The organism is Streptomyces sp. NPDC005761 (assembly GCF_040630635.1).
Taxonomy (GTDB): domain Bacteria; phylum Actinomycetota; class Actinomycetes; order Streptomycetales; family Streptomycetaceae; genus Streptomyces.
The window spans coordinates 39,802-63,633 of record NZ_JBEXXX010000002.1 but is presented as its reverse complement, the minus strand read 5'-3'; the positions used below and the strand labels follow the sequence as shown (position 1 = coordinate 63,633).

22 protein-coding genes and 1 tRNA gene are annotated in these 23,832 nt (G+C 69.4%); 9 read left to right on the top strand and 14 right to left on the bottom strand.

Going from position 1 to position 23,832, the window contains the following annotated elements:
- Window positions 1-18: 18 nt before the first annotated feature.
- A complete protein-coding gene (locus ABZ434_RS02395; protein WP_359131510.1) occupies window positions 19-747 on the top strand; it encodes a class E sortase in 729 nt (242 codons plus the stop codon).
- Between the two features lie 74 nt (window positions 748-821).
- Here ABZ434_RS02395 and pknB read toward each other — a convergent pair whose 3' ends face one another.
- The 6 genes from pknB to ABZ434_RS02365 all read right to left on the bottom strand — a co-directional run bounded on the left by pknB (window position 822) and on the right by ABZ434_RS02365 (window position 8,916).
- The gene (gene pknB / locus ABZ434_RS02390; RefSeq protein ID WP_359131507.1) at window positions 822-2,810 is read right to left on the bottom strand and encodes a Stk1 family PASTA domain-containing Ser/Thr kinase; all 1,989 of its coding nucleotides are present in this window, start codon (window positions 2,808-2,810) and stop codon (window positions 822-824) included.
- A gap of 167 nt (window positions 2,811-2,977) precedes the next feature.
- On the bottom strand, window positions 2,978-4,441 hold the full coding sequence (locus tag ABZ434_RS02385; protein WP_359131505.1) for a penicillin-binding transpeptidase domain-containing protein: 1,464 nt from the start codon (window positions 4,439-4,441) through the stop codon (window positions 2,978-2,980).
- Entirely contained in the window at window positions 4,438-5,850 is a 1,413-nt protein-coding gene (locus ABZ434_RS02380) for an FtsW/RodA/SpoVE family cell cycle protein (protein WP_359131503.1), read from the bottom strand. Before ABZ434_RS02380 ends, ABZ434_RS02385 begins: the two co-directional genes overlap by 4 nt.
- A gap of 23 nt (window positions 5,851-5,873) precedes the next feature.
- Window positions 5,874-7,367, bottom strand: coding sequence for a Stp1/IreP family PP2C-type Ser/Thr phosphatase (locus tag ABZ434_RS02375; RefSeq protein ID WP_359131502.1), 1,494 nt, complete (start codon window positions 7,365-7,367; stop codon window positions 5,874-5,876).
- A 129-nt stretch (window positions 7,368-7,496) separates the two neighbouring features.
- Window positions 7,497-8,012: an FHA domain-containing protein gene (locus ABZ434_RS02370; RefSeq protein WP_266780367.1), complete on the bottom strand. Its 516-nt coding sequence runs from the start codon at window positions 8,010-8,012 to the stop codon at window positions 7,497-7,499.
- Window positions 8,013-8,022: 10 nt separating this feature from the next.
- Window positions 8,023-8,916: a DUF3662 and FHA domain-containing protein gene (locus ABZ434_RS02365; protein ID WP_359131500.1), complete on the bottom strand. Its 894-nt coding sequence runs from the start codon at window positions 8,914-8,916 to the stop codon at window positions 8,023-8,025.
- Between the two features lie 314 nt (window positions 8,917-9,230).
- Here ABZ434_RS02365 and ABZ434_RS02360 point away from each other — a divergent pair.
- Window positions 9,231-9,313: transfer RNA gene (locus ABZ434_RS02360), tRNA-Leu, on the top strand.
- A gap of 192 nt (window positions 9,314-9,505) precedes the next feature.
- Here the strand turns inward: ABZ434_RS02360 and ABZ434_RS02355 are convergent.
- The gene (locus tag ABZ434_RS02355) at window positions 9,506-10,117 is read right to left on the bottom strand and encodes an NAD(P)H-dependent oxidoreductase (protein WP_359131499.1); all 612 of its coding nucleotides are present in this window, start codon (window positions 10,115-10,117) and stop codon (window positions 9,506-9,508) included.
- A 123-nt stretch (window positions 10,118-10,240) separates the two neighbouring features.
- On the opposite strand from ABZ434_RS02355, the gene ABZ434_RS02350 reads away from it, so the two are divergent.
- From ABZ434_RS02350 to ABZ434_RS02335, 4 genes are all read left to right on the top strand, one after another.
- Window positions 10,241-10,588 carry a helix-turn-helix domain-containing protein gene (locus tag ABZ434_RS02350; protein ID WP_359131497.1) on the top strand — a complete coding sequence of 116 codons (348 nt, stop codon included), beginning with the start codon at window positions 10,241-10,243 and terminating at the stop codon, window positions 10,586-10,588.
- A gap of 232 nt (window positions 10,589-10,820) precedes the next feature.
- The gene (locus tag ABZ434_RS02345) at window positions 10,821-12,275 is read left to right on the top strand and encodes a DUF2252 domain-containing protein (protein WP_359131496.1); all 1,455 of its coding nucleotides are present in this window, start codon (window positions 10,821-10,823) and stop codon (window positions 12,273-12,275) included.
- A gap of 58 nt (window positions 12,276-12,333) precedes the next feature.
- Complete coding sequence (locus ABZ434_RS02340; protein ID WP_359131493.1) at window positions 12,334-13,347, top strand: J domain-containing protein; 1,014 nt, start codon at window positions 12,334-12,336, stop codon at window positions 13,345-13,347.
- A gap of 46 nt (window positions 13,348-13,393) precedes the next feature.
- A complete protein-coding gene (locus ABZ434_RS02335) occupies window positions 13,394-13,738 on the top strand; it encodes a rhodanese-like domain-containing protein (RefSeq protein ID WP_359131492.1) in 345 nt (114 codons plus the stop codon).
- 155 nt (window positions 13,739-13,893) lie between these two features.
- On the opposite strand, the gene ABZ434_RS02330 is transcribed toward ABZ434_RS02335, so the two are convergent.
- From ABZ434_RS02330 to paaA, 6 genes are all read right to left on the bottom strand, one after another.
- Window positions 13,894-15,138 carry an acyl-CoA dehydrogenase family protein gene (locus ABZ434_RS02330; protein WP_359131491.1) on the bottom strand — a complete coding sequence of 415 codons (1,245 nt, stop codon included), beginning with the start codon at window positions 15,136-15,138 and terminating at the stop codon, window positions 13,894-13,896.
- Between the two features lie 130 nt (window positions 15,139-15,268).
- Window positions 15,269-16,327: a 2Fe-2S iron-sulfur cluster-binding protein gene (locus tag ABZ434_RS02325; RefSeq protein WP_359131490.1), complete on the bottom strand. Its 1,059-nt coding sequence runs from the start codon at window positions 16,325-16,327 to the stop codon at window positions 15,269-15,271.
- Window positions 16,328-16,834 (bottom strand): 1,2-phenylacetyl-CoA epoxidase subunit PaaD, encoded by a 507-nt coding sequence (gene paaD / locus ABZ434_RS02320; RefSeq protein ID WP_359131489.1) that lies wholly within the window; start codon window positions 16,832-16,834, stop codon window positions 16,328-16,330.
- Window positions 16,828-17,529 (bottom strand): 1,2-phenylacetyl-CoA epoxidase subunit PaaC, encoded by a 702-nt coding sequence (paaC, locus tag ABZ434_RS02315; protein ID WP_359131488.1) that lies wholly within the window; start codon window positions 17,527-17,529, stop codon window positions 16,828-16,830. The genes paaD and paaC overlap by 7 nt, the downstream gene beginning before the upstream one ends.
- Window positions 17,526-17,816 carry a 1,2-phenylacetyl-CoA epoxidase subunit PaaB gene (paaB, locus tag ABZ434_RS02310; protein WP_359131487.1) on the bottom strand — a complete coding sequence of 97 codons (291 nt, stop codon included), beginning with the start codon at window positions 17,814-17,816 and terminating at the stop codon, window positions 17,526-17,528. The genes paaC and paaB overlap by 4 nt, the downstream gene beginning before the upstream one ends.
- The gene (gene paaA / locus ABZ434_RS02305) at window positions 17,813-18,844 is read right to left on the bottom strand and encodes a 1,2-phenylacetyl-CoA epoxidase subunit PaaA (RefSeq protein WP_359131486.1); all 1,032 of its coding nucleotides are present in this window, start codon (window positions 18,842-18,844) and stop codon (window positions 17,813-17,815) included. The genes paaB and paaA overlap by 4 nt, the downstream gene beginning before the upstream one ends.
- A gap of 114 nt (window positions 18,845-18,958) precedes the next feature.
- Between paaA and ABZ434_RS02300 the strand changes: the two genes are divergently transcribed.
- From ABZ434_RS02300 to ABZ434_RS02290, 3 genes are read left to right on the top strand one after another with little or no spacing between them, the layout of a single operon-like run.
- Complete coding sequence (locus ABZ434_RS02300) at window positions 18,959-19,774, top strand: DUF5819 family protein (RefSeq protein ID WP_359131485.1); 816 nt, start codon at window positions 18,959-18,961, stop codon at window positions 19,772-19,774.
- Window positions 19,771-21,048, top strand: coding sequence for an HTTM domain-containing protein (locus ABZ434_RS02295; protein WP_359131484.1), 1,278 nt, complete (start codon window positions 19,771-19,773; stop codon window positions 21,046-21,048). Before ABZ434_RS02300 ends, ABZ434_RS02295 begins: the two co-directional genes overlap by 4 nt.
- 59 nt (window positions 21,049-21,107) lie before the next feature.
- The gene (locus ABZ434_RS02290; RefSeq protein WP_359131870.1) at window positions 21,108-21,770 is read left to right on the top strand and encodes a TrmH family RNA methyltransferase; all 663 of its coding nucleotides are present in this window, start codon (window positions 21,108-21,110) and stop codon (window positions 21,768-21,770) included.
- Window positions 21,771-22,061: 291 nt separating this feature from the next.
- Here the strand turns inward: ABZ434_RS02290 and paaN are convergent, their stop codons facing one another.
- The gene (gene paaN / locus ABZ434_RS02285; RefSeq protein WP_359131483.1) at window positions 22,062-23,762 is read right to left on the bottom strand and encodes a phenylacetic acid degradation protein PaaN; all 1,701 of its coding nucleotides are present in this window, start codon (window positions 23,760-23,762) and stop codon (window positions 22,062-22,064) included.
- Window positions 23,763-23,832 lie beyond the last annotated feature (70 nt).

The following is a 23,832-nucleotide window of genomic DNA, read 5'->3' as shown; positions in this document are numbered from 1 at the left end:
CACGACAGGGACGGTGCGGTGGCAGCGAGGACCGAGGACGAAGAGCAGACCGGCGAGTCCGCGCCCCCGGTGCGGCCCCGAGGCCGTCATCCCGTCGCGACCGCTGTCAGCGTCTTCGGCGAACTCCTGATCACAGCGGGCCTGGTGCTCGGGCTCTTCGTCGTCTACTCCCTCTGGTGGACGAACGTCCTCGCGGACCGCGAGGCCACCAAGCAGAGCCATACCGTCCGAGACCGCTGGGCCGGCGGGCCTGGTGAGCTGGACACCAAGGACGGCATCGGGTTCCTGCACGTTCCGTCCATGAGGAACGGTGAGGTGCTCGTCAAGAAGGGCACCGACACCGAGACCCTCAACGACGGCATCGCCGGCTACTACACCGATCCGGTGAAGTCGGCACTCCCTTCCGACAAGGAGGGCAACTTCACCCTGGCCGCCCACCGCGACGGCCACGGGGCGAAGTTCCACAACATCGACAGGGTGCGGACCGGGGACGCGGTCGTCTTCGAGACCAAGGACACCTGGTACGTCTACAAGGTCTTCGCGGAGCTTCCCGAGACGTCGAAGTACAACGTCGACGTGCTCCAGGCGGTCCCGAAGGGCTCCGGTGCGAAGAAGGCCGGCCGCTACATCACGCTGACGACGTGCACCCCCGTCTTCACGTCGAAGTACCGCTACGTCGTGTGGGGCGAGCTGGTGCGTACGGAGAAGGTCGACCGCGACCGGACGAAGCCGGCGGAGCTGCGCTGACCCGTACGGCGAAACAGACACAGGGCCCCGGTCACCGTTGAGGTGACCGGGGCCCTGTGCTGTGCCACGACTGCCTAGTGGCCGTTGTTCCCGCCGAGGAGGCCGTTCCCGTTCCCGCCCATCGTCGTGAGCGTGATGACGGTGGTGGCCGGGTCGGCCTGGGTGTTCGGCTGCGGGTCGATGTTGACCACGGTGGCGTTGTCGTCGGGCGAGCTGCCGTCGGCGAACCGGATCTGTGTGAAGCCGGCCTGGGCCAGGATCTGCTTGGCCTCGGACACCTTCTTCGTCCGGACCTCCGGGACGGGCACCGTCGCGGGCTGCGTCGGGCCCTTGGACACCTTGAGGATGATCGCGGTGTCCTTGCCCACCTTCTCGTTGGCCGCCGGGTTCTGGCCGACGACCTGGCCCGCGGGCTTCTCGTTGTCGACCTCGGACTTGCCGACATTGGTGAAGCCGAGCTGGGTGAGCTGGGCGAGCGCTTCGTCGTACGTACGGTCGGTCACCGGAGGCACCGTGATGAGCTTCTCCGTGGCCACCGAGAGCTTCACCTCGGAGTTCTTCTCCGCCTTCTCGTTGCCCTTGGGCGTCTGGTCCAGGACGGTCCCCGGGTCCGAGTCGGCGGACTCCACCGAGTTGACCGTGACCGTGAAGCCCTTCTCCTCAAGGATCTTGCGGGCGTTCTCCTCGGACTTCTCCGTGACGTCCGGCACCTCGATCTTCGGCGCACCGCTGGAGACGAAGACCGTGATGGTGTCGTTCTCCGAGACCTGCTGGTCCTTCGTCGGCGTCTGCCGGCAGATCTTGCCCGTGGGCTGCTCCTCGCACTCCTCCTTCGGGCCGACCTTGAGGATGGTGTTGGTGTTGTCCGCGAGGCGCTGCGCTTCCTTGACGGTCGAACCGATCATGTTCGGCGCGCTGAACGTGCCGTCACCGCTGTCGCCGTCGCCGCCGAAGACGGCTTTGCCGATGAGGATCGCGCCGATCAGCACCAGGATGCCCGCGACGACCAGGAGGATCGTCGAGGTGTTGCTCTTCTTCTGGCGCCGGCGGTCGGGGCGGTCGTCGTAGCCGTAGCCGCCGTCGTCCGGGTTGACCGGCGGCAGCATCGACGTCCGCTCGCCGTTCTGGTCCGCTGCCCGCAGGGCGGTGGTGGGCTGGTCGTTGTCGTAACCGCCGTAGCCGCCGTAACCGGCCGCGCCCATCGCCGCGGTCGCCGCGACCGGCTGACCGTCGAGGCAGGCCTCGATGTCCGCGCGCATCTCGTCGGCCGACTGGTAGCGGTAGTCGGGGTCCTTGGTGAGGGCCTTCAGCACGATCGCGTCCATCTCGGGCGTGATCTCGGGGTCGAAGTTGCTGGGCGGCTGAGGCTCTTCCCGTACGTGCTGGTAGGCCACCGCGACGGGTGAGTCCCCGACGAACGGCGGCCTGACGGCCAGGAGCTCGTAGAGCAGGCAGCCGGTGGAGTACAGGTCGGAGCGCGCGTCGACCTGCTCGCCCTTGGCCTGCTCCGGGGAGAGGTACTGGGCGGTGCCGATGACGGCCGCGGTCTGGGTCATCGTCATGCCGGAGTCGCCCATGGCGCGGGCGATGCCGAAGTCCATGACCTTGACCTGGCCGGTGCGCGTCAGCATGACGTTCGCCGGCTTGATGTCGCGGTGCACGATCTGGGCGCGGTGCGAGTACTCCAGTGCCTGGAGGATCCCGACGGTCATCTCGAGGGTGCGCTCGGGCAGCAGTCTGCGGCCGGAGTGGAGCAGTTCTCTGAGCGTCGACCCGTCGACGTACTCCATCACGATGTACGGGATCGAGACCCCGTCGACGTAGTCCTCACCGGTGTCGTAGACCGCGACGATCGCCGGGTGGTTGAGCGAGGCGGCGGACTGGGCCTCACGGCGGAACCGGGCCTGGAAGGACGGGTCACGGGCGAGGTCCGCCCGGAGCGTCTTCACAGCTACGGTGCGGCCGAGCCGGGTGTCGTGAGCGAGGTAGACCTCGGCCATGCCACCACGGCCGAGCACCGAGCCCAGCTCGTACCGGCCGCCGAGGCGACGCGGCTCTTCCATAACTGTTCCAGCCCTCTCCGTCAGTCCTGACCGCACCGGTGTGCGGTCCGGCGGTGTGCTGTTCGCGCATACGCTACCGGCCGCGCACTAGCTGATCGGCCCGCAGGCAATACCTGATATCCGACCGGTATCCGCTGGGGCGGATTTGGGGCCAGGTGTGAGCGGTGTCACTTCTTGCTGTCGATGACGGCCTTCATGACGTCCTTCGCGATGGGTGCGGCCAGTCCGCCACCGGAGATGTCGTCACGGTTGGCGTTGCCGTCCTCGACGACCACGGCGACGGCCACGGGGGAGCCGCTGTCGGTCTTCGCGTACGAGATGAACCAGGCGTACGGGTTCTCGCTGTTCTTGAGACCGTGCTGTGCGGTACCCGTCTTGCCGCCCACGGTGACGCCGTTGATCTTGGCGTTCGTTCCCGTGCCGGTGTTGACGACGGTCTCCATCATCTGCTGGAGCTTCTGGGCGTTCTCACCCGACATCGGCTGGCTGAGCTGCTCGGTCTCGTGGGTGTAGATGTCGTCGAGGCTGGGCGACTGCCGCTTGGCCACCATGTACGGCTGCATCAGCTTGCCGTCGTTGGCGACCGCCGAGACCACCATGGCCATCTGGAGCGGGGTGGCACGGTTGGACGCCTGGCCGATGCCGGCCATGGCGTTCTGCGGACGGTTGTCCTTGGGGTAGACGCTCGCAGCGGCGCGGGTCGGAGTGAAGATCTCCTTGTTGAAGCCGAACTTGTCGGCCTCGTCGATCATCTTCTGGTTGCCGAGGTCATCGCTGATCTTGCCGAAGACGGTGTTGCAGGACATCCGCAGCGCTTCGCGGAGCGAGGCGTTCTCGCACGGGATGTTGCCTTCGTTGGGCAGGGGCTGCCCGGTGGTCAGCGGGAGACGCCAGGGCAGCGGCGACTTCGTGTCCGCGTCGATGTCGGTGTAGAGCCCGTTCTCCAGAGCGGCTGCCGCGGTGACGACCTTGAAGGTCGAGCCGGGCGGGTAGGTCTCGCGCAATGCCCGGTTGAGCATCGGCTTGTCCTTGTCCTTCTGGAGCTTCTGCCAGGCCTTGGAGTCCTTGTCGGAGTTGCCCGCGAAGGTCGAGGGGTCGTACGACGGGGTGCTGGCGAGCGCCAGGATGGCACCGGTCTGCGGGTCGAGGGCGGCGACGGCGCCCTTCTTGTTGCCGAGGCCCTTGAACGCGGCCTTCTGGGCCGCGCTGTTGAGGGTGGTGACGACGTTGCCGCCCTGCTTCTCGTCCCCGGTGAACATCGACATCGTGTTGTCGAAGAAGAGCTGGTCGTCGTTGCCGGTGAGGATGCCGTCCTCGATGCTTTCGAGCTGGGTGGCGCCGAAGGCCTGCGAGGAGTAGCCGGTGACGGGCGCCCACATGGGGCCGTCCTTCCAGACCCGCTTGTACTTGAAGTCGCTGTCCTTGGTCTCGGCGGACCCGGTGATGGCGTTGCCGCCGTCGACGATGATGTTGCCGCGCTCGTGTGCGTACCGCTCGATGCGGACGCGGCGGTTCTCGTCGCGGGTGTTGAGCTCGTCGGCCTTCACGTACTGGAGGTAGTTGGTCCGTGCGAGCAGGGCGAAGATGAGGACGCCGCAGAAGATCGCGATCCGGCGCAGGGGCTTGTTCACGGTCGGACCACCTGGGTCATCTCGGCATCGGAGGTCGGGGCGGGGGCGGGGGCCGGGCGGCGGGCGGTGTCGCTGATCCGGATCAGGATCCCGATCAGCGCCCAGTTGGCGATCACGGACGAACCACCGGCGGCGAGGAACGGCATGGTCATACCGGTCAGCGGGATGAGACCCATGACACCGCCGGCGACGACGAAGACCTGGATGGCGAAGGCGCCGGACAGACCGATCGCGAGGAGCTTGCCGAAGGGGTCGCGCGCGGCGAGGGCCGTGCGGACACCGCGTTCGACGATGAGGCCGTAGATCAGCAGGACGGCCATCATCCCGGCGAGACCGAGTTCCTCACCGACGGTGGAGAGGATGAAGTCGGCGTTGGCGGCGAAGCCGATCAGGTCGGAGTGGCCCTGCCCCCAGCCGGTGCCCAGCGTGCCGCCGGAGCCGAAGGACATGATGGCGTTGCCGATCTGTTCACACGCGCCGTCCGTCGCGTAACAGGCGAACGGGTCCATCCAGGCGTCCACACGCTGCTGCACATGGGACTCGAAGGTGGAGACGCCCACTGCGCCGACCGCGGACATCAGCAGGCCGAAGACGATCCAGCTGGTCCGCTCCGTAGCGACGTACAGCATGATCACGAAGAGGCCGAAGAACAGCAGGGACGTACCGAGGTCGGTCTCGAAGACCAGGATCAGGATCGACAGCGCCCAGATGACGAGGATCGGGCCGAGGTCGCGTCCACGAGGCAGGTACATACCCATGAAGCGACGGCTGGCCAGGGCCAGGGCATCACGTTTCACCATGAGGTAGCCGGAGAAGAAGATCGCGATGATGATCTTCGCGAACTCTCCGGGCTGGATGGAGAAGGGGCCCAGGCTGACCCAGATCTTCGCGCCGTTCACCGCCGGGAAGAACATCGGCATGATCAGCAGGATCAGCGCCGCGACCATCGAGATGTAGGTGTACCGCTGCAGGATGCGGTGGTCCTTGAGGATCACCAGTACCCCGACCATCAGCGCGACGCCGATCGCCGAGTACATCAGCTGCTTGGGGGCGTCCGGGGAGTACGCCCCGTACAGGGTCTCCGCGCGGTTGATGAGCCTCTGCGACTGGTCCAGCCGCCAGATCAGCACCAGCCCCAGCCCATTGAGGAGCGTGGCCAGGGGCAGCAGCAGCGGGTCCGCGTACGGGGCGAACTTGCGCACCACGAGGTGGGCCACACCGCCGAGCAGGATGAGGCCGAGGCTGTATCCGAACATGCCGGAAGGCAGCGAGCCGTCGATGGCGAGGCCCACGTTGGCGTAGGCGAACACCGAGATGGCGATGGCGAAGACCATCATCATCAGTTCGGTGTTGCGCCGGCTCGGTGCGTCGATCGCGCCGATCGTGGTCGTGTTGGTGACAACGCTCATGGTGCTGAAGGCCCCCTACGGCTTTACTGCTTACCGCACTGCGGGACCAGCTTCTTCTCTTCCTCCGAGAGGCTGGGACCGGGAGTGGGAGTCGCTGAAGTCTGCTTGGTCTTGGCGTCGGACGTCGTGGACGTCTTGGTGGCGTCCTTGTCCGTACCCGCGGCCTGGCCCTCGTCGCTCGGGGCGTTCTTCTCGGCTGCGCGGCGCTGTGCGTCCTTCTTGCAGGCGGTCGCCTGGGTGGCGAGCTCGGTGATCTTCTTGCGGGCGGCGGCCAGGCTGCCCTCGGCGATGGTCGCCTCGACCTGCTTGCGCTGGTAGGGCGGGAGGTACTTGAGTTCGATCTCGGGGTGGTCCGTCTCGACCTTCGAGAGCGAGACCCACGCGAGGTCCTGGCTGATGCCCCGGTACAGCGCGACGTTGTCGCTCTTCGCTCCGACGAAGTACTGGGTCTGGGTCCAGCGGTAGCCGCCGTACACACCGCCGCCGATGACCGCCAGGGCGAGCACGATGTACAGGGACCGCTTGAGCCACTTGCGGCCACCGGGCTTCACGAAGTCGTCGTCGGAGTAGGAGCCGAAGGCCCCGTCCGGCATACCGTCGTAGCCGACGTCGTCACCGCTGCCGGGAGGACCGAAGCCGCCCGAGGGCGGTGGGACGGGGCGGCCGAGGCCGGCCGCGCGTCCGGCGGGGGTCTCCATGGCGCCGCCGTCGTTCAGCTGGGCGGCCTGGTTCTCCGCGACGGCTCCGACGATGACCGGGGTGTCGTTGAGCTGACCGGCCAGGGTGTCGTTGCTGTCGCCGTCCAGGACGTCGGCGACGATGCAGGTGATGTTGTCCGGACCGCCGCCGCGCAGGGCGAGCTGGATGAGGTCCTGGATGGTCTCCTGGGGGCCCTGGTAGCTGGCGAGCGTCTCCTCCATCGTCTGGTGGGAGACGACGCCGGAGAGGCCGTCGGAGCAGATCAGATAGCGGTCGCCGGCCCGGACCTCACGGATGGAGAGATCGGGTTCGACGTGGTCGCCACTGCCCAGCGCGCGCATCAGCAGGGAGCGCTGCGGATGGGTGGTGGCCTCCTCCTCGGTGATCCGGCCCTCGTCGACCAGTCGCTGGACCCACGTGTGGTCCTGCGTGATCTGCGTCAGGACGCCGTCCCGCAGCAGATAGGCGCGCGAGTCGCCGACGTGTACGAGGCCGAGGCGCTGCCCCGTCCACAGGAGCGCGGTGAGCGTGGTGCCCATGCCCTCCAGCTGGGGGTCCTCCTCGACCATCATGCGCAGCTGGTCGTTGGCCCGCTGGACCGCCGTGCCCAGCGAGGTGAGGATGTCCGAGCCGGGCACGTCGTCGTCGAGCTGGACGAGCGTGGAGATCACCTCGGAACTGGCGACCTCACCGGCTGCCTGGCCGCCCATGCCGTCGGCGATGGCGAGCAGACGCGGCCCGGCATAGCCGGAGTCCTCGTTGCCCTCCCGGATCATGCCCTTGTGCGATCCGGCGGCGAAGCGCAGGGAAAGACTCATGCGCACCTCGCCCGTCGGCTCGGGGTACAGCCGGTCTCGAGCCACACTGCCCACCCTCCGGTCGGGAGCCTGCCCGGGTCCGTTGCCCGGGCCGCCGCGGCTCGCTCGCTCCGCTCGCTCATTGTCGTACTACTTCCGCAGCTCGATGACGGTCTTGCCGATCCGGATCGGCGCGCCCAGCGGAACAGGCGTCGGGGTGGTGAGACGGGTCCGGTCCAGATACGTGCCGTTGGTGGACCCGAGATCCTCGACGATCCACTGGCCGTCACGGTCGGGGTAGATCCTGGCATGCCTGCTGGACGCGTAGTCGTCGTCCAGCACGATCGTTGAATCATGGGCCCGGCCCAGCGTGATGGTCTGCCCCTGGAGTGCCACCGTGGTGCCGGTGAGCGTCCCCTCGGACACGACCAGTTTGGTCGGTGCTCCCCGGCGCTGGCGGCCGGGCTGCTGGCGTTGCTGCGGCGGCGCCGCAGCGGTCTGGCGTGCCTGTGGAGGCCGCGCGTCGGCGGCAGTGCGGCGTGAGCCGCGCTGCGTCACGCGCGTTCCGAACAGGTCACTTCGAATGACCTGGACGGCCACGATCACGAACAGCCACAGAACAGCCAGGAATCCTAGCCGCATGACCGTAAGGGTCAGCTCTGACATTGCCCCCGCTTCACCCTTCGGCTTGCCGGTAAACGATGGTGGTGCTGCCCACGACGATCCGCGAGCCGTCGCGGAGCGTAGCGCGGGTTGTGTGCTGCCCGTCTACCACGATGCCGTTGGTAGACCCGAGATCCTGGATCGTCGAGGGCGTTCCGGTCCTGATCTCACAGTGCCGGCGGGAGACGCCGGGGTCGTCGATCCGCACGTCCGCTTCGGTGCTGCGGCCCATCACGAGCGTCGGACGGGAGATCTGGTGGCGGGTGCCGTTGATCTCGATCCAGCGTCGCACCTGCGCGTTCGGCAGGGGGCTGGGGGTGGCCGGCGGACGCCGGTCGGGCCCGGCCCCGCCGCCGTGCCTGCCCGGCGGCGGGGCCGCGGGCATGGGCGGTGCGGAGGTAGGAGGGTAGCCGTAGCCGCCGGGGGCCTGGGGCCGCCCGGGTCCGGGGCGGGCGGGCGGTGCGGCCTGCTGTCCCGGATGGTTCTGGAACGCCTGCTGACCCTGCTGACCGTGCTGGTCCTGCTGTGACGAACTCGACGCCAAGGTGCGGCTGCGTACCCGGTAGAGACCCGTGTCGAGGTCGTCCGCCTTCTCCAGATGAACCTTGATGGGGCCCATGAAGGCGTACCTCTGCTGTTTGGCGTAGTCCCTGACCAGCCCGGAGAGCTCGTCGCCCAGCTGTCCGGAGTACGGGCTGAGACGCTCGTAGTCGGGTGCGCTGAGCTCGACGATGAAGTCGTTGGGGACGACGGTCCGCTCGCGGTTCCAGATGGTGGCGTTGTTGTCGCACTCCCGCTGGAGGGCGCCGGCGATCTCGACGGGCTGGACCTCGGACTTGAAGACCTTGGCGAAGGTGCCGTTGACCAGACCTTCGAGACGCTGCTCGAAACGCTTCATGACTCCCATGGGGCACCTCCTCCGGTGTCGTCGTCCCTGTACTGCTTACTGATCGTATCCACGCGTAGGGAAATCGGCTGGTTCCCCTTGTCTGCCCTGTGGAGGAGTGTCCCCCCTCACACGGATCGTAGAGGCGGCCTCCTGACAGTGTCCCGCACCTTGGGTGCACTCAGGAGGAGTGGGGGTCAGCGGCTCCGGGTTCCCGGTTCCCTCCGGACGTTCGGCGAAACAAACGGATGTGAATCCACCCTGTCCAGCGTGCTAATCTTCCGTTTGTCGCCAGGCGCTCGCAGAACAAGCGAGAGTCTGGAAACACCACTCATGCGCGAGTGGCGGAACGGCAGACGCGCTGGCTTCAGGTGCCAGTGTCCTTAGGGACGTGGGGGTTCAAATCCCCCCTCGCGCACAAGAGAGAAGCCCCACAGGCCCATGGCCTGTGGGGCTTCTTCGGTTCTGGGCCGGTGTGGATTCCGGATGGTTTGGTTTCACGTGAAACGCCCGGTTCCGGCCCGCGGCCGAGGTGTGAGACCGAGGCCGTCACAGAGGAAGGGCCGAGGTCTGCGGACCCCGGCCCTTTCCGGCTGTTGTGCCCTGTTCGTCAGGCGGCGAGGCGGGAAGCGAGGGCCTTGGCCTTCTCCGAGGCGTCGGTGAACGCCTTGGCGCGGGAGGAGTCGGCGAGCGGGATGAGATCGGCCATCTCCGGCTTGCTGTGGGCCAGGGTGAGCTCCGGCACGATGAAGTCGACCTCGGCGGCAAACATGGACGTGAGCAGCGTCGCCAGATAGTTCTGCACGAACTCGGCGCCCTCGCGCGGGGTGCCCGCGGCGTACGAGCCGCCACGGCTGGCGACGACGGTGATCGGGGTGCCGGCCACCGGGCTGTCGGGGCCGACGTTGTGGCCGGCGATGATCACGTGGTCGAGCCATGCCTTGAGCGTCGACGGAATCGAGAAGTTGTACATGGGGGCGCCGATCAGGACCGCGTCGGCGGCGGCGAGTTCCGCGGCGAGCTCTCCGCGCAGGGGGTGGGCGACACCCGCTCCGGCGGCCTCGGCGTCCAGGTGCGGCAGGGGCTCGGCGGCGAGGTCGCGGTAGATGACCTTTCCGTCGGGGTGCTGCTCGCGCCAGGTCTGCACGAATGCGGCGGTGACCTCGCGCGACGCTGAGCCCTGGGGGAAGACGGCGGAATCGAGGTGCAGGAGGGTGGCCATGAGGGTCTCCACGGTTCGGTGAGGGGTGGGCCGGTGAGCGGTCCAATATTTCGTACGTCCCTAGTAATAACATAGTGCCTTACAAATAGTAAGCTCCTCACGTGCACGCAGTACCCTGGACGGATGGCGGAACACAGCGAGCAGGCGTGCAGGCGGGTGGACGTGGGCATCAGTCGCGTCTTCGAGCTGTTCGGTAAGCGCTGGACGGGGCCGATCGTCTCGGTACTGATGCAGCAACCGGTGCACTTCGCCGACCTGCGGCGGGCCATTCCGGGCATCAGCGAGCGCATGCTCTCGGACCGCCTGACCGAACTGGGGGCGGCGGGGCTGGTGGTCCGAGAGGTCGACGAGGGACCGCCGCTGCGGGTGTCGTACCGCCTCACGCAGGCCGGTGCCGCGATGGAACCCGCGCTCAAGGAGCTGGGCAGCTGGGCCGAGACCCACCTGAAGGACGGCCTCGGCGGCTGTTAGTCCGTCTCCTCGGACCGCCCCTCATGCGCCGCTCTGCCTCGTCCCTGTCGCGAGGCGGTCTGCACGGTCTCTTCCGGGTACCGGTCTGCCGGGGTCGGTCATGTGCCGATGGCTCGCGCCGGACTCCGGGCGGGGGTGAGCGGAGAGCGGTACCGTCTTCGCCACGTGATGTTGGACCGGGACACCGGACGCCGACGGGGGCGCCGGGTGCGGTCGGGGGAGGCTGCGCGCCATGAGCGAGACCGAAGCGAGCGTGCCCGTGCAACGGGCCGCGAAGGCCGGTTCACGCATTCCGTCCGTGCCCGGGTTCGCCCCGCGTACGGACCCGACGGGCGGCGGGAGCGCGCCGCTGTCGCCGAAGGAGGCCGGCAAGGCGCTGCGCCGACGTGTGCCCCGCTCCTCCCACGCCTCGCTGGTTCTGCCGGCGGGGCGGCCGGATGCGGTGCGGGCGGTCGAGGAGTCGAATCAGGGCCGGGTCCCGGGGCTCACGCCGATACGGGTGGGGCGGATGGCTGCCACGCCGTTCGCCTTTCTGCGGGGCTCGGCGGGCCTGATGGCCCACGACCTGGTGGGGACGCCGGTCACCGGGGTGGCCGCCCAGCTCTGCGGCGACGCGCACGCGGCGAATTTCGGGCTGTACGGCGACGCCCGGGGCAGTCTGGTGATCGACCTGAACGACTTCGACGAGACCGTGGTCGGCCCATGGGAGTGGGACCTCAAGCGCCTCGCCACCTCGTTGGTGCTCGCGGGCCGCGAGGCCGGTGCGGACGAGGAGACCTGCCGCAGGGGTGCGTACGACACGGTGGGCGCCTATCGCCGGACGATGCGGCTGCTGGCCCGGCTGCCCGCGCTCGACGCCTGGAACGCCATCGCCGACGAGGAACTGGTCTCGCACACCGACGCGAAGGACCTGCTGGGCACCCTGGAGCGGGTGTCGGAGAAGGCGCGCAACAACACCAGCGCCCGCTTCGCCGCGAAGTCCACGGAGGACTGCGGGGACGGGGGCCGCCGGTTCGTCGACGCGCCGCCGGTGCTGCGCAGGGTGCCGGACGCGGAGGCGGCAGCCGTGGCGGCGGGTCTGGGCGACTACCTGAGCACCGTCTCGGAGGACCGGGTGCCACTGCTGGCCCGGTACGCGATCCACGATGTGGCGTTCCGGGTGGTCGGCACGGGAAGCGTGGGTACCCGTTCGTACGTCGTGCTGCTGCTGGATCACCGGGGCGAGCCGCTGGTCCTGCAGGTGAAGGAGGCCAGGCCTTCGGTCCTGGCGCCCCACCTGCCCGCCGTGGGCTTCGAGGTGCCGGAGGTGGCGCACGAGGGGCGCCGGGTGGTGCTCGGGCAGAAACGGATGCAGGTCGTCAGCGACATCCTGCTGGGCTGGGCGACCGTGGAGGGCCGCCCCTTCCAGGTACGGCAGTTCAGGAACCGGAAGGGCAGCGTGGACCCGGCGGCGCTGGCGGCCGACGAGGTCGACGACTACGGCCGGATGACCGGGGCCCTGCTGGCGCGGGCTCATGCGCACAGCGCCGACCCACGCCTGATCGCGGGGTACTGCGGAAAGAACGACGAGCTGGACGAGGCGGTCGCCGCGTTCGCGGTCACCTATGCCGACCGCACGGAAGCCGACCACGCGGACCTGGTGCGGGCCGTCGCAGCAGGGCGGACAGCCGCCGAACCGGGGGTGTGACGCCCGCTGCGCCGACCGTGCGTCCTCGGCACCCGGGCCATGGCCATACGCTGGACGGGTGACCCACGAAGCCGCCGGGGTGCCGACCACCCGGAACGACGATGCCCGGCAGGACGACGCCCTGCAGGACGAGCAGCCCGGCTCCCCGGCCGAGGCGCGAGCGGAGGGCCCCGGCGCCGGACACGATGCCGGCGCGCCCACTGAAGGCGGCGGCGCTGCGGCAGGCGCCGACGCCGGTGCGACCGCCGGTACGCCCGACGAGGCGGATGCTGCCGGGGGCGGCGCCACAGGTGAGCAGGCGCGCCCCGAGGCACGGCTGGCGCATGCGGTGCGGGTGGCCGAGCAGGCTCTGATCGAGTTCGAGATCGCCGTGGAGACGTTCCGGGTCGAGGTGGAGAACTTCTCCCGGCTGCACCACCAGCGGCTGGGCCCGATGTACGCACGGCTCGACGAGCTCGACGCACAGATCGCGGAGGCCCGGGCTGCGAAGTCGGGCGATCCGGAGGATCTGCGCAAGGCACAGGACGCGCGGGCGATCGTGATGCCCATGCCTGGGGTCGACGAGCTGTTCCACGACTGGCTCGACTCCGACGGTCTGTCCCCCGAGGCCGCGGCCATGCTGACCGAGCAGCCGGTCCGGCCGCCGAAGCGGGTCCGGCCGACGGACGAGGCCCGCAAGCTGTACCGCGAGCTGGCCCGCAAGGCACATCCGGACCTGGCTCAGGACGAGACCGAGCGGGCCCGGCGGGACGAGTTCATCACGCGTGTCAACGCCGCCTACGGGCGCGGGGACGAGGCGCTGCTGAGGGAACTGGCTCAGGAGTGGGCGGCCGGCCCGGTCGTGCCCGAGGCGGAGCTCAACGAAGCCGATGAGCTCTACGCCCGGCTGAACTGGCTGACCCAGCGCAAGGAACTGCTGACGGTGCTCGCCCAGGAACTGGAGCAGAGCGCGATCGGTGCCATGTTGCGGATGGCGCCGGACGACCCGGATCACCTGCTGGAAGAGATCGCCGAGCAGTTGCTGGGCGAGGTCTCGCGGCGTGAGGCCGAGCTGTCAGGTCTGGTGCAGTAGCGTTTCCGGTGACTTCGGTGCGCATTTACGAGAGAAGGCATGACCCATGAATTTCGCTCCGCTTCCCGCGGTCGACGTCACGGCGGTGCCGGCGGACGGCTTCGTGCTGGACGTCCGGGAGGACGACGAATGGGCGGCCGGGCATGTCGACGGCGCCCTGCACATTCCGATGAGCGGCTTCGTGGGCCGGTTCGGGGAACTGACCGAGGCGGTGGAGGACGGCCGGCGCGTGCACGTGATGTGCCGGGTCGGCGGCCGGTCCGCCCAGGTCACCCAGTACCTGGTGCAGCAGGGCATCGACGCCGTGAACATCGACGGCGGCATGCTCGCCTGGGACGGGGCGGGGCGTCCGATGGTCACCGACAGCGGGGCTCCCGCCTTCGTCGCCTGACCTCGTCGGTCCGCGTCGCGCCTGCCCGTGTCGGTCCGCGTTGCGCTTGCCCTGTCGGTCCGCGTCGCGCCTGCCCGCGTTCGATCGCGCGACGCGTGCCGCCTGCGCCCGCTGCCGGTGATCGCTCGGCCGCCCCTGTCGGGCCGGTGGTGGTGTCAGTCGAGGGGGTGGGCGGCCAGCAGGTCACCCAGGGCCTCCTCGTGGGCCGCTGCCGGACCGAGGGAGAGCTCGATCTGCTTCGCCCAGGCGTGGAAGCGGTGCAGGGGGTAGTCGGTGTCCGCGCCGAAGCCGCCGTGCAGGTGCTGTGCCGTCTGCACGACCCGGCGGACCCCGTCGGACGCCCAGATCTTCGCCACGGCCACGTCGCCTGCCGGTGGCAGCGCGCCGGCTCCGCCGACGTCGATCCGCCAGGCCGCCTGCCAGAGGGTCACCTCCATGGCCCGCAGGTCGATGTAGCGGTCCGCGGCCTGCACGGCGACGGCCTGGAAGGTGGCGACGGGAAAGCCGAACTGCTCGCGCTTGCCGGTGTACTGACTCGTCATGGCCAGCACTGCCTCGCCGAGACCCAACGCGAGGGCGCACGTGCCGGTGGTGAGTACGGAGCGCAGCCACTCCCAGGCGCCGGCGGCGTCGATCAGCCGGCGGGCCTCGATCCTCACCCCTTCCAGCCGTACCTCGCCGAACAGTTCACCGTTGGTGGAGACCTGCTCCGCGACGGTGACGCCGTCGTCGTCGCGGCGGATCAGAGCCAGCACGGCGCGGCCGTCCACGGCGTGGGCGGGCACCGCGATCCAGTCCGCGGCCTGCGCCCAGGGCACCCCCGACTGCATACCGTCGAGCACCCAGGACCTTCCTGCGCTGCCGCTGCCGCTGCCGCTGCCGCTGCCGCTGCCGCTGCCGCTGCCGCTGCTTTCGCTTCCGCCGCTTTCGCTTCCGCTTCCGCTGTCGCTGTCGCTCAGTTCGCCGTCCGGCCGTGCGGTGACGGCGAGTTCCGCCGGGTCGTGGCCGGTGCGGCCGTTGGCGCCGACTGTGAGAACCAGGTCCCCGCGGCCGATGCCCGGCAGCAGTTCCGCCGCCAGATCCCGGTCACCGAAGCGCTGGAGCGCCATCGCGACCGCGCACGTCTCCAGCAGGGGGACCCGGGCGAGAACCTTCGCGGACTCGCGCAGCACCAGGCACAGCGCGACCAGATCGAGGCCGGCCCCGCCATGCTCCGGAGACAGCGTCAGGCTCAACAGGTCGCCGGTGGCGAGTGCGGCCCACAGCGGCCGGTCGATGTCCTCAGCCACCGCTCCCGGGACCAGAGAAGGGCTGGGTACCGCATCGGGGGCGACGCCCGAGAAGACTGCCCGAGCCGCCTCGACGGCTGCCGCTTGTTCCTCGGTGAAGGTGAAGTCCACTGTCCTGACCTCCCGCGAACCGCTGTGCCCGTACCCGGACCTGACGGAGCGTCAAGATAGAACAGGTTCTACGAGAAGGGAACAGGCCGGGCGCGGTGCGGCGCGTAGCGGGGTGCCGCGCCGCCCCGGGTCAGCGGTCGAAGTCGAGCTCGACCTCCCCCGTCACCGGATGGGACTGACAGGCGAGCACGTACCCCGCGTCCGTTTCCTCCGGTTCCAGCGCGAAGTTGCGGTCCATCCGCACCTCGCCCGAGACCAGGAAGGCCCGGCAGGTCCCGCACACTCCGCCCTTGCAGGCGTACGGGGCGTCGGAACGGCTGCGCAGCACCGTCTCCAGGAGGGACTCGCCCTCCTGTACCGGCCACTTGCCCGAGCGGCCGTCCAGAGTCGCGGTGAGCGTGCTGTGCGCGGAAGCCTCGATCCGTGGACGGACCGGGGCGTCGGGGACGTCCTCGACGTGGAAGATCTCCTGGTGGATACGGGTCCGGTCGACACCCAGGCCGTGCAGCGCGCCTTCAGAGGCCCGGACCAGGCCGAGCGGCCCGCAGAGGTACCAGCCCTCGACGTCGGTCACCGGGAGCAGCGCCGGCAGCAGCCCGGTGAGTCTTTCGTGGTCGAGCCGGCCGGAGGGGAGACCCGCCTGCTGCTCCTCGCGGGAGAGCGCTGTGACCAACTGGAATCGGTCCGGGTAGCGGTCCTTGAGATCGGCGACCTCGTCCAGGAACATCGTCGACGCGGCGGTCCGGTCGCTTCGGATCAGGCAGAACGAGGCATCGGCCTCCCGGGCCAGCAGGGTCGCCGCGATGGAGAGCACCGGGGTGATGCCGCTCCCGCCGACGATCGCCGCGAACTGCCCGGCGCGCGGTGCGAGTACGAAGCGGCCCATCGGAGGCATCGCCTCCACCTCGTCACCGACCGCCAGCTCCTTGAGCGCGTACGTGGAGAAGGCGCCGCCGTCGACGAGCCGGATGCCCACGCGGAGCACGGGGTCGGCCGGTTGCGCGGTGGCCGGTGCGCAGATCGAGTACGAGCGCCGGATCTCCTCTCCGCCGAGGGTGTAGCGGACATTGAGGTGCTGGCCGGGCTTGTGGCGGAAGGTCTCGCGAAGCTTCGCCGGCACGGCGAAGGTGACGGCCACCGAATCGTCCGTGAGCCGTTCTATCGCGCTGACCCGGAGCGGATGGAACATCTACAACTCCTTGAAGTGGTCGAACGGTTCGCGGCATGAAACACAGCGGCGCAGCGCCTTGCAGGCAGTGGACGAGAACCGGCTCAGAAGCTCCGTGTCGGTCGAGCCGCAGTGCGGACAGCGCACCGACAGGGCCAGGGGTACGGGCCCCGCGGCGGGGGCCACCCCATCGTGCGGCCGCGGGGGCGCGATACCGAACTCGGCGAGCTTGCGCCGGCCTTCCGCGCTGATGTCGTCCGTGGACCAGGCCGGGGCGAGGACGGTGACCACGGAGACCTCGGTCATGCCGTGGTCGTGCAGCACCCGCTCGATGTCCGTGGACATGGTCTCTATCGCGGGGCATCCGGTGTAGGTCGGAGTGAGCCGGACCGTGACGCGGCCGGGTGCGAGGACTTCCACGCCCCGGAGCACACCCAGCTCCTCCAGGGTCAGTACGGGTAGCTCCGGATCGGGGACGGCGCCCGCGAGGCTCCGCAGTTCCTCCTCCAGGGATGTCCACGTCACCATGACGCCCCCGGGTGGCTGCGGTGCAGATGCTGCATCTCGGCGATCATCCGGCCGAAGGGTTCCGTGTGGATGCCCTGCCGGCCGGCGCCTGCCGTCCAGGCCCCGGTCTGCGGTCCTGACGGCACGGTCAGCGTGGCCCGTTCCAGCACGGTGGTGACGGAGTCCAGCCAGCGACTGTGCAGGGCCTGCCAGTCGACGTCGACGCCTTCGACGGGCTGGAACAGCTCGCCGGTGTAGCGCCACAGGGCGTTCACCCCGCGCTGCATGCGCTCGTGGCTCTCGGCGGTGCCGTCGCCGAGACGCAGGGTCCACTGCTCGGCGTGGTCCCGGTGGTAGGCGACCTCCTTGACCGCCTTGGCGGCCAGACCGGCGAACTCGCTGTCCCCCGTCGCCAGCTGCTCGTACAGGCCGTGCTGGTGGACCGAGAAGTACAGCTGGCGGGCGATGGTGTGGGCGAAGTCGCCGTTGGGCTGCTCGACCAGCTGGACGTTGCGGAAGGCGCGTTCCTCGCGCAGGTACGCCAGCTCGTCTTCGTCGCCCGCCAGGGAGAGCAGGATCCGGGCCTGGCCCAGGAGGTCCAGGGCGATGTTGGCGAGGGCCACCTCCTCCTCCAGCACGGGGGCGTGGCCGGCCCACTCCCCCAGCCGGTGCGAGAGCACCAGTGCGTCGTCGCCGAGAGCGAGGGCCGCGGTCACAGGTGCTTCACCCCGTCCGGGATCGCGTAGAAGGTCGGGTGCCGGTAGGGCTTGTCACCCGCCGGTTCGAAGAATGTGTCCTTCTCGTCCGGCGAGGATGCCGTGATCTGGTTCGACGGCACCACCCAGAGGGAGACGCCCTCGGAGCGGCGGGTGTACAGATCGCGTGCGTTGCGCAGGGCCATCTCGGCGTCCGGGGCGTGCAGGCTGCCGGCGTGGGTGTGGGAGAGCCCGCGCCGTGAGCGCACGAACACCTCCCACAGCGGCCATTCGGTCGAGCTGCTCATGCTGTTGCCTCCCCGTTCGGTACAGCCGTGTTCACTGCCGCCGTATGCGCGGCTGTGTGCTTCTGTGCGTATGCGGCGGCTGCGTCCCGGACCCAGGCGCCTTCCTCGTGCGCATGGCGACGCTGGGTGAGGCGCTGCTCGTTGCACGGCCCGTTGCCCTTCAGGACCTCCTGGAACTCCGTCCAGTCGATCGCCCCGAAGTCATGCTGACCGCGCTTCTCGTTCCACCGGAGGTCCGGGTCGGGGAGGGTGAGGCCCAGGACCTCGGCCTGCGGTACGCAGATGTCCACGAAGCGCTGGCGCAGCTCGTCGTTGGAATGCCGCTTGATCTTCCAGGTCATCGACTGCGCCGAATGCGACGAGGCGTCGTCGGGAGGGCCGAACATCATCAGGGACGGCCACCACCAGCGGTTCACGGCGTCCTGTGCCATCTCGTGCTGTGCCGGCGTCCCGTGGCTGAGGGCGAGCAGCAGTTCGTAGCCCTGGCGCTGATGGAAGGACTCCTCCTTGCAGATGCGGACCATGGCCCGGGCGTAGGGGCCGTAGGAGCAGCGGCAGAGAGGGACCTGGTTGGTGATCGCGGCGCCGTCCACGAGCCAGCCGACGGCACCGACGTCCGCCCAGGTCAGAGTGGGGTAATTGAAGATCGAGGAATACCGCTGGCGACCCGCGTGCAGCTTGTCGAGCAACTCCTCGCGGCTTGTGCCGAGGGTTTCCGCCGCGCTGTACAGGTAAAGGCCGTGCCCGGCCTCGTCCTGCACCTTGGCCATCAGGATGGCCTTGCGGCGCAGGGAGGGCGCGCGGGTGATCCAGTTGGCCTCCGGCTGCATGCCGATGATCTCGGAGTGGGCGTGCTGGGCCATTTGCCTGACCAGCGAGGCGCGGTAGGCGTCGGGCATCCAGTCGCGTGGCTCGATGCGCTCGTCGGCCGCCACGGCGGCGTCGAAGACCGCCTCCAGCGCCCCGTCCGCCCCATCGGTACTGCCTGCTGCCGCCTGCGCTGTCTGGCCCGCAGTCACTGCCGCCATCCCGGACTCCCTACCGACCGATCGTTCGGTTCAATGTCTTCAATGGTGAGTCTGCGGCCCGTAGGGTGTCAACCCTGTGGATAACTGACCGGGATCGACGGGGATCGGGGCGGGATGGATTCGTACGACGACAGGGGCGTCGGCGGGGGCGGCGGTGGGAGCGTCGACGAGGGGGACGAGAGCGTGGCGGACCCCGGTTCGCGTCCGGTTCCCGAGCTTCCCGCCCAGGCGGGCCCCCGCCCCGATCCGGCCCTCCGCCCGGGTCCCGAGCCGCGCGTCGGTATGGCCGGGCTCTCGTTTCCGTACCAGGTCGTCGCGGCTGTGGCGCTGTCGGTGATCGGGCTGCTGGCCTGTGTGCAATTGGCCATGGTGTTCCTGCACGTCGCCCCCTCCAACACGCTGACCAAGCAGCACGGCGAGGCGGTCGACCAGTGGATCTACCCCGAGTTCGAGCAGAACTGGAAGCTCTTCGCGCCCAACCCTCTGCAGCAGAACATCGCCGTGCACGTGCGCGCCGAGATATCCGGCCCCGACAAGCGTCGGACCACGCCCTGGATGAGCCTGTCGGGTGAGGACGGCAAGGCGATACGCGGCAATCTGCTCCCCAGCCACGTCCAGCAGAACGAACTCCGCCGGGGCTGGGACTTCTACCTCGGCTCCCACGACAGCCAGAACAGGGCCAACGGACTGCGCGGCACACTCTCCGAGCAGTACATCCGGCGCATCGTGATGCTGCGCCTCAGCGAGCACGACTACGGTGGCGACGTCCTGAGGATCCAGGTCCGGTCCGAGATCCGGTCCGTGGCGGCCCCCGTGTGGAGCGACGAGAAGATCAGCACCAAGCCGTCCTACCGGGTTCTGCCCTGGTGGACCGTCACCGCGGCCGACCTCCCCGAGGGCTCGGCCGACTCCAAGGAGGCGGACCAGTGAGCACACCTGGATCCGAGCACACGCTCGCCCGCGGTATCCAGCGCATCACGGCCTCTTCCCTGGGGCCGTACCAGAGCGCCGTCATCCGGATCGGCGTCTCCGCCACGTACTTCCTGTTCCTGCTGCGCGAGATTCCGCACCGTCACGAGATGTACGGCCCCGACGCCCCGTGGCGCTGGGACATGGCGGACCAGCTCATCTCCGGCAACCAGGCCTTCACCACACTGATGTGGTCGGACAGCGCTGTCTGGTTCGAGGTCGTGTACGCACTGGCGCTGGTCGCCGCCGCGCTGCTCATGGTGGGCTGGCACACCCGGGCCATGTCCGTCCTGTTCATGGCCGGTGTGCTCTCGCTGCAGAACCGCAGCATCTTCATGGGCGACGGCGGCGACAACGTCATCCACCTCATGGCGATCTACCTGGTGGTGACCCGGTGCGGACAGGTCTGGTCCCTGGACGCCCGTCGTGCGTGGCGTACGGCCGACGCGGACGCCGGCCCGGGTGGCTTGGTGGGGCCGCTGCTGTGGGTGGCTTTCGGCGCGGTCCTCTGCGGGGCCACCGTGACGGGCGGCCTGGGCGGGACCGCCTGGCTGCCGGTGTTCTTCTGGATCCTGTGGATCGGCCACGGCGTCTGGTGGGCCGTGAACCGGTACGCACCGCACAGCGAGCCGCGCACTCTGCTCGACGTCATCGCCAATCTGGCTCACAACGCCACGCTCGTCGTGATCATGGCCGAGGTCTGCCTGATCTACGCGACGGCGGGCTGGTACAAGATCCAGGGGTCGCGCTGGCAGGACGGCACGGCGCTGTACTACCCGCTCAATCTCGATTACTTCACGCCCTGGCCCTGGCTTTCGGACCTTCTCGCGTCGAGCGGTGTGATGGTGATGGTGCTGACGTACGCCACCGTCATCGTGCAGGTCGCCTTCCCCTTCACCCTGTTCAACCGGCGAGTCAAGAACGTCCTGCTCGTCGTGATGATCGGCGAGCACGCGGGCATCGCCCTGCTGCTGGGGCTCCCCTTCTTCTCGATGGCCATGATCGCCGCGGACGCGGTCTTCCTGCCGACCGTCTTCCTGGTGTGGCTCGGCGGGCAGGCGGTTCACGGCCGGGACCTGCTGCTCCGGCGGCGCGGCACGGTGCCGGGGCCGCGAGACGGCGCGGGGGCGCAGGACGCCTCGGTTGCGGGGGCGGGGGCCGGTACGGAAGCCGGAGCCGAGGACCGGGAGGCACCGCAGCGCCGTGACGGTGAGGGTCATACGCTCGTCGGGTGAGCAGCGATCCAGGCAGTACAGGCAGCACCGATGGGGCGGGCGCAGCGGGCGACCCGTCCGTGGATTCGGCGACGGGCGAGCCGGCGCAGTACGACGAGGGGTTCGGGACGGAGATCGGCGTCGGGCCGCATCCGTTGCCCTGGCCCGTGGGGGAGCGGTACGACCCCGAGCTGCTCGCCCACGGCGACCGACGCAACGTGGGCGATGCGTATCGCTACTGGACCCGGGAGGCGATCGTCGCCGATCTCGATCTGCGGCGGCACGACTTTCACGTGGCGGTGGAGAACTGGGGGCACGACTTCAATATCGGCTCCGTCGTGCGCACCGCCAACGCCTTCCTCGCCAAGGAGGTGCACATCGTGGGGCGGCGGCGCTGGAACCGTCGCGGAGCGATGGTCACCGACCGCTACCAGCACGTCCGTCACCACTCGGACACCGCGGATCTGACCGCCTGGGCGGCGTCCGAAGGGCTGCCGATCATCGGCATCGACAATCTTCCGGGGGCGGTGCCGCTGGAGCGGACCGAGCTGCCGCGGCGCTGTGTGCTGCTCTTCGGGCAGGAGGGGCCCGGGCTGACCGAGGAGGCCCGCAAGCACGCCTCGATGGTGTGCTCGATCGCTCAGTTCGGGTCGACTCGGTCGATCAATGCGGGGGCTGCGGCGGCGATTGCGATGCATGCGTGGGTGCAGCGGTACGCGGATATCCCGGGGGACGGGGCGTAGGGGGTGTGGGTGCGCGTGGGGTGGCTGCGGGTGGAGAGTTTGCGGCTGGAGAGCCTGCCGCGGGGACTGTCCCCTGCTCGCCCCTTCCCGTAACCGGGGGCTCCGCCCCCGGACCCCCGCTCCTCAAACGCCGGAGGGGCTGAAGAGGGGAGCCGAAGGGCTGAAGAGGGGAGCGGAGGGTCGGAGTGCGGGCGGAGGGGTTGGGCCGAGGGTGGGCCTGGCCCGAGGCCCGGAAGGGCTGGGGCGGGCCAGGCTGCGGCGGAGTGGGATCGGCCTGCTGAGGGGGCTGTCTCAGCGTTGGCGGCGGACTTCTACGGTGCGGAACCGGTTGGAAACGAAAGCACCGTCGCACAGGGCCGCGTTCGCCGCCGGGTTTCCTCCCGAGCCGTGGAAGTCGGAGAACGCCGCCGTCTGGTTGACGTACACCCCACCGGTCAGGTTGAGGGAGAGCTGGGCCGACTCGTCCAGGCAGACGTCCTCCACCGCGCGCTCCACCTCCGGTGAGGTGGTGTAGGCGCCCACCGTCATCGCCCCCTTGTCGCGGATCGTGCGCCGCAGCAGCTCGACCGCGTCCACCGTCGAATCGACCGCGACCGCGAACGAGACCGGGCCGAAGCATTCCGACAGGTAGGGGGACTCGTCGTCCGGCTTGCTGCCGTCGAGCTTGACGATCAGCGGCGTACGGACGACTGCCTCGGGGAAGTCCGGGTTGGCCACTTCCCGCGAGGGCAGAGCCACCTCACCCAGCTGTGCGGCCGCCTCCAGGCGGGCCTTCACCTCCGGGTTGACCAGGGCGCCGAGCAGGCCGTTCGCCCGGGCGTCGTCTCCCAGGAGCCCGGTGACGGCTGCGGCGATGTCGGTGACCACGTCGTCGTACGACTTGTCGCCGACGTCCGTCGTGATGCCGTCCCGGGGGATCAGGAGATTCTGCGGGGTGGTGCACATCTGGCCGCTGTAGAGGGAGAGCGAGAACGCCAGGTTGGCCAGCATGCCGCGGTAGTCGTCCGTGGCGTCGACGACGATCGTGTTGACCCCGGCCTTCTCCGTGTACACCTGCGCCTGGCGGGCGTTGGCCTCCAGCCAGTCACCGAATTCGGTGGAGCCGGTGTAGTCGATGATCCTGATCTCCGGACGGACCGCCAGGGCCTTGGCGATGCCCTCGCCCGGATGCTCGGCGGCCAGGGCGACCAGGTTGGGGTCGAAGCCCGCCTCGGTGAGCACCTCACGCGCCAGCTGAACGGTGAGGGCCAGCGGGAGGACCGCCCGGGGGTGGGGCTTGACCAGGACCGGATTGCCGGTGGCGAGGGAGGCGAAGAGGCCGGGGTAGCCGTTCCAAGTGGGGAAGGTGTTGCAGCCGATCAGCAGCGAGATGCCGCGTCCGGCCGCGGTGAACGTCTTGTGCAGGTCGATCGGGTCGCGCTTGCCCTGCGGCTTCGACCAGTCGGCGGCCCGGGGCGCGCGCATCTGCTCCTCGTACGCATACGCCACCGCCTCCAGGCCGCGGTCCTGGGCGTGCGGTCCGCCGGCCTGGAACGCCATCATGAAGGCCTGCCCGCTGGTGTGCATCACCGCGTGGCCGAACTCATGGGTGCGGGCACTGATCCGCGCCAGGATCTCCAGGCACACCAGAGCTCTGGTCTCCGGGCCCGCCTCGCGCCAGGCAGGCATCGCGGCACGCATGGCCGGAAGCAGCACGTCGAGGTCGGCGTGCGGGTACTCGACGGCCAGCTCCGGGCCGTACGGAGAGACCTCGCCGCCCGTCCAGCCGTCCGTGCCCGGCTGGTCCAGCTCGAGACGGGTGTGGAGCACGGCGTCGAAGGCGGCCTTGCCCTCGGCGGCGCCCAGGCTGCCGGGCGCGCCGCCCTCGCCGTAGGCCTTCGGGTGCTCGGGATGCGGCGACCAGTAGGCACGCGTGCGGATCGCGTCGAGGGCCCGGTCGAGCGTGGGGCGGTGCTTCTCGGACAGCAGGTGCGGGGAGAGCTCGGCGGCCATGACGGACCAACTCCTCATCGAGCTGGGCAGGGACGGGCGGACAGAGTTAGAGTAACCGAACGATCGGTCG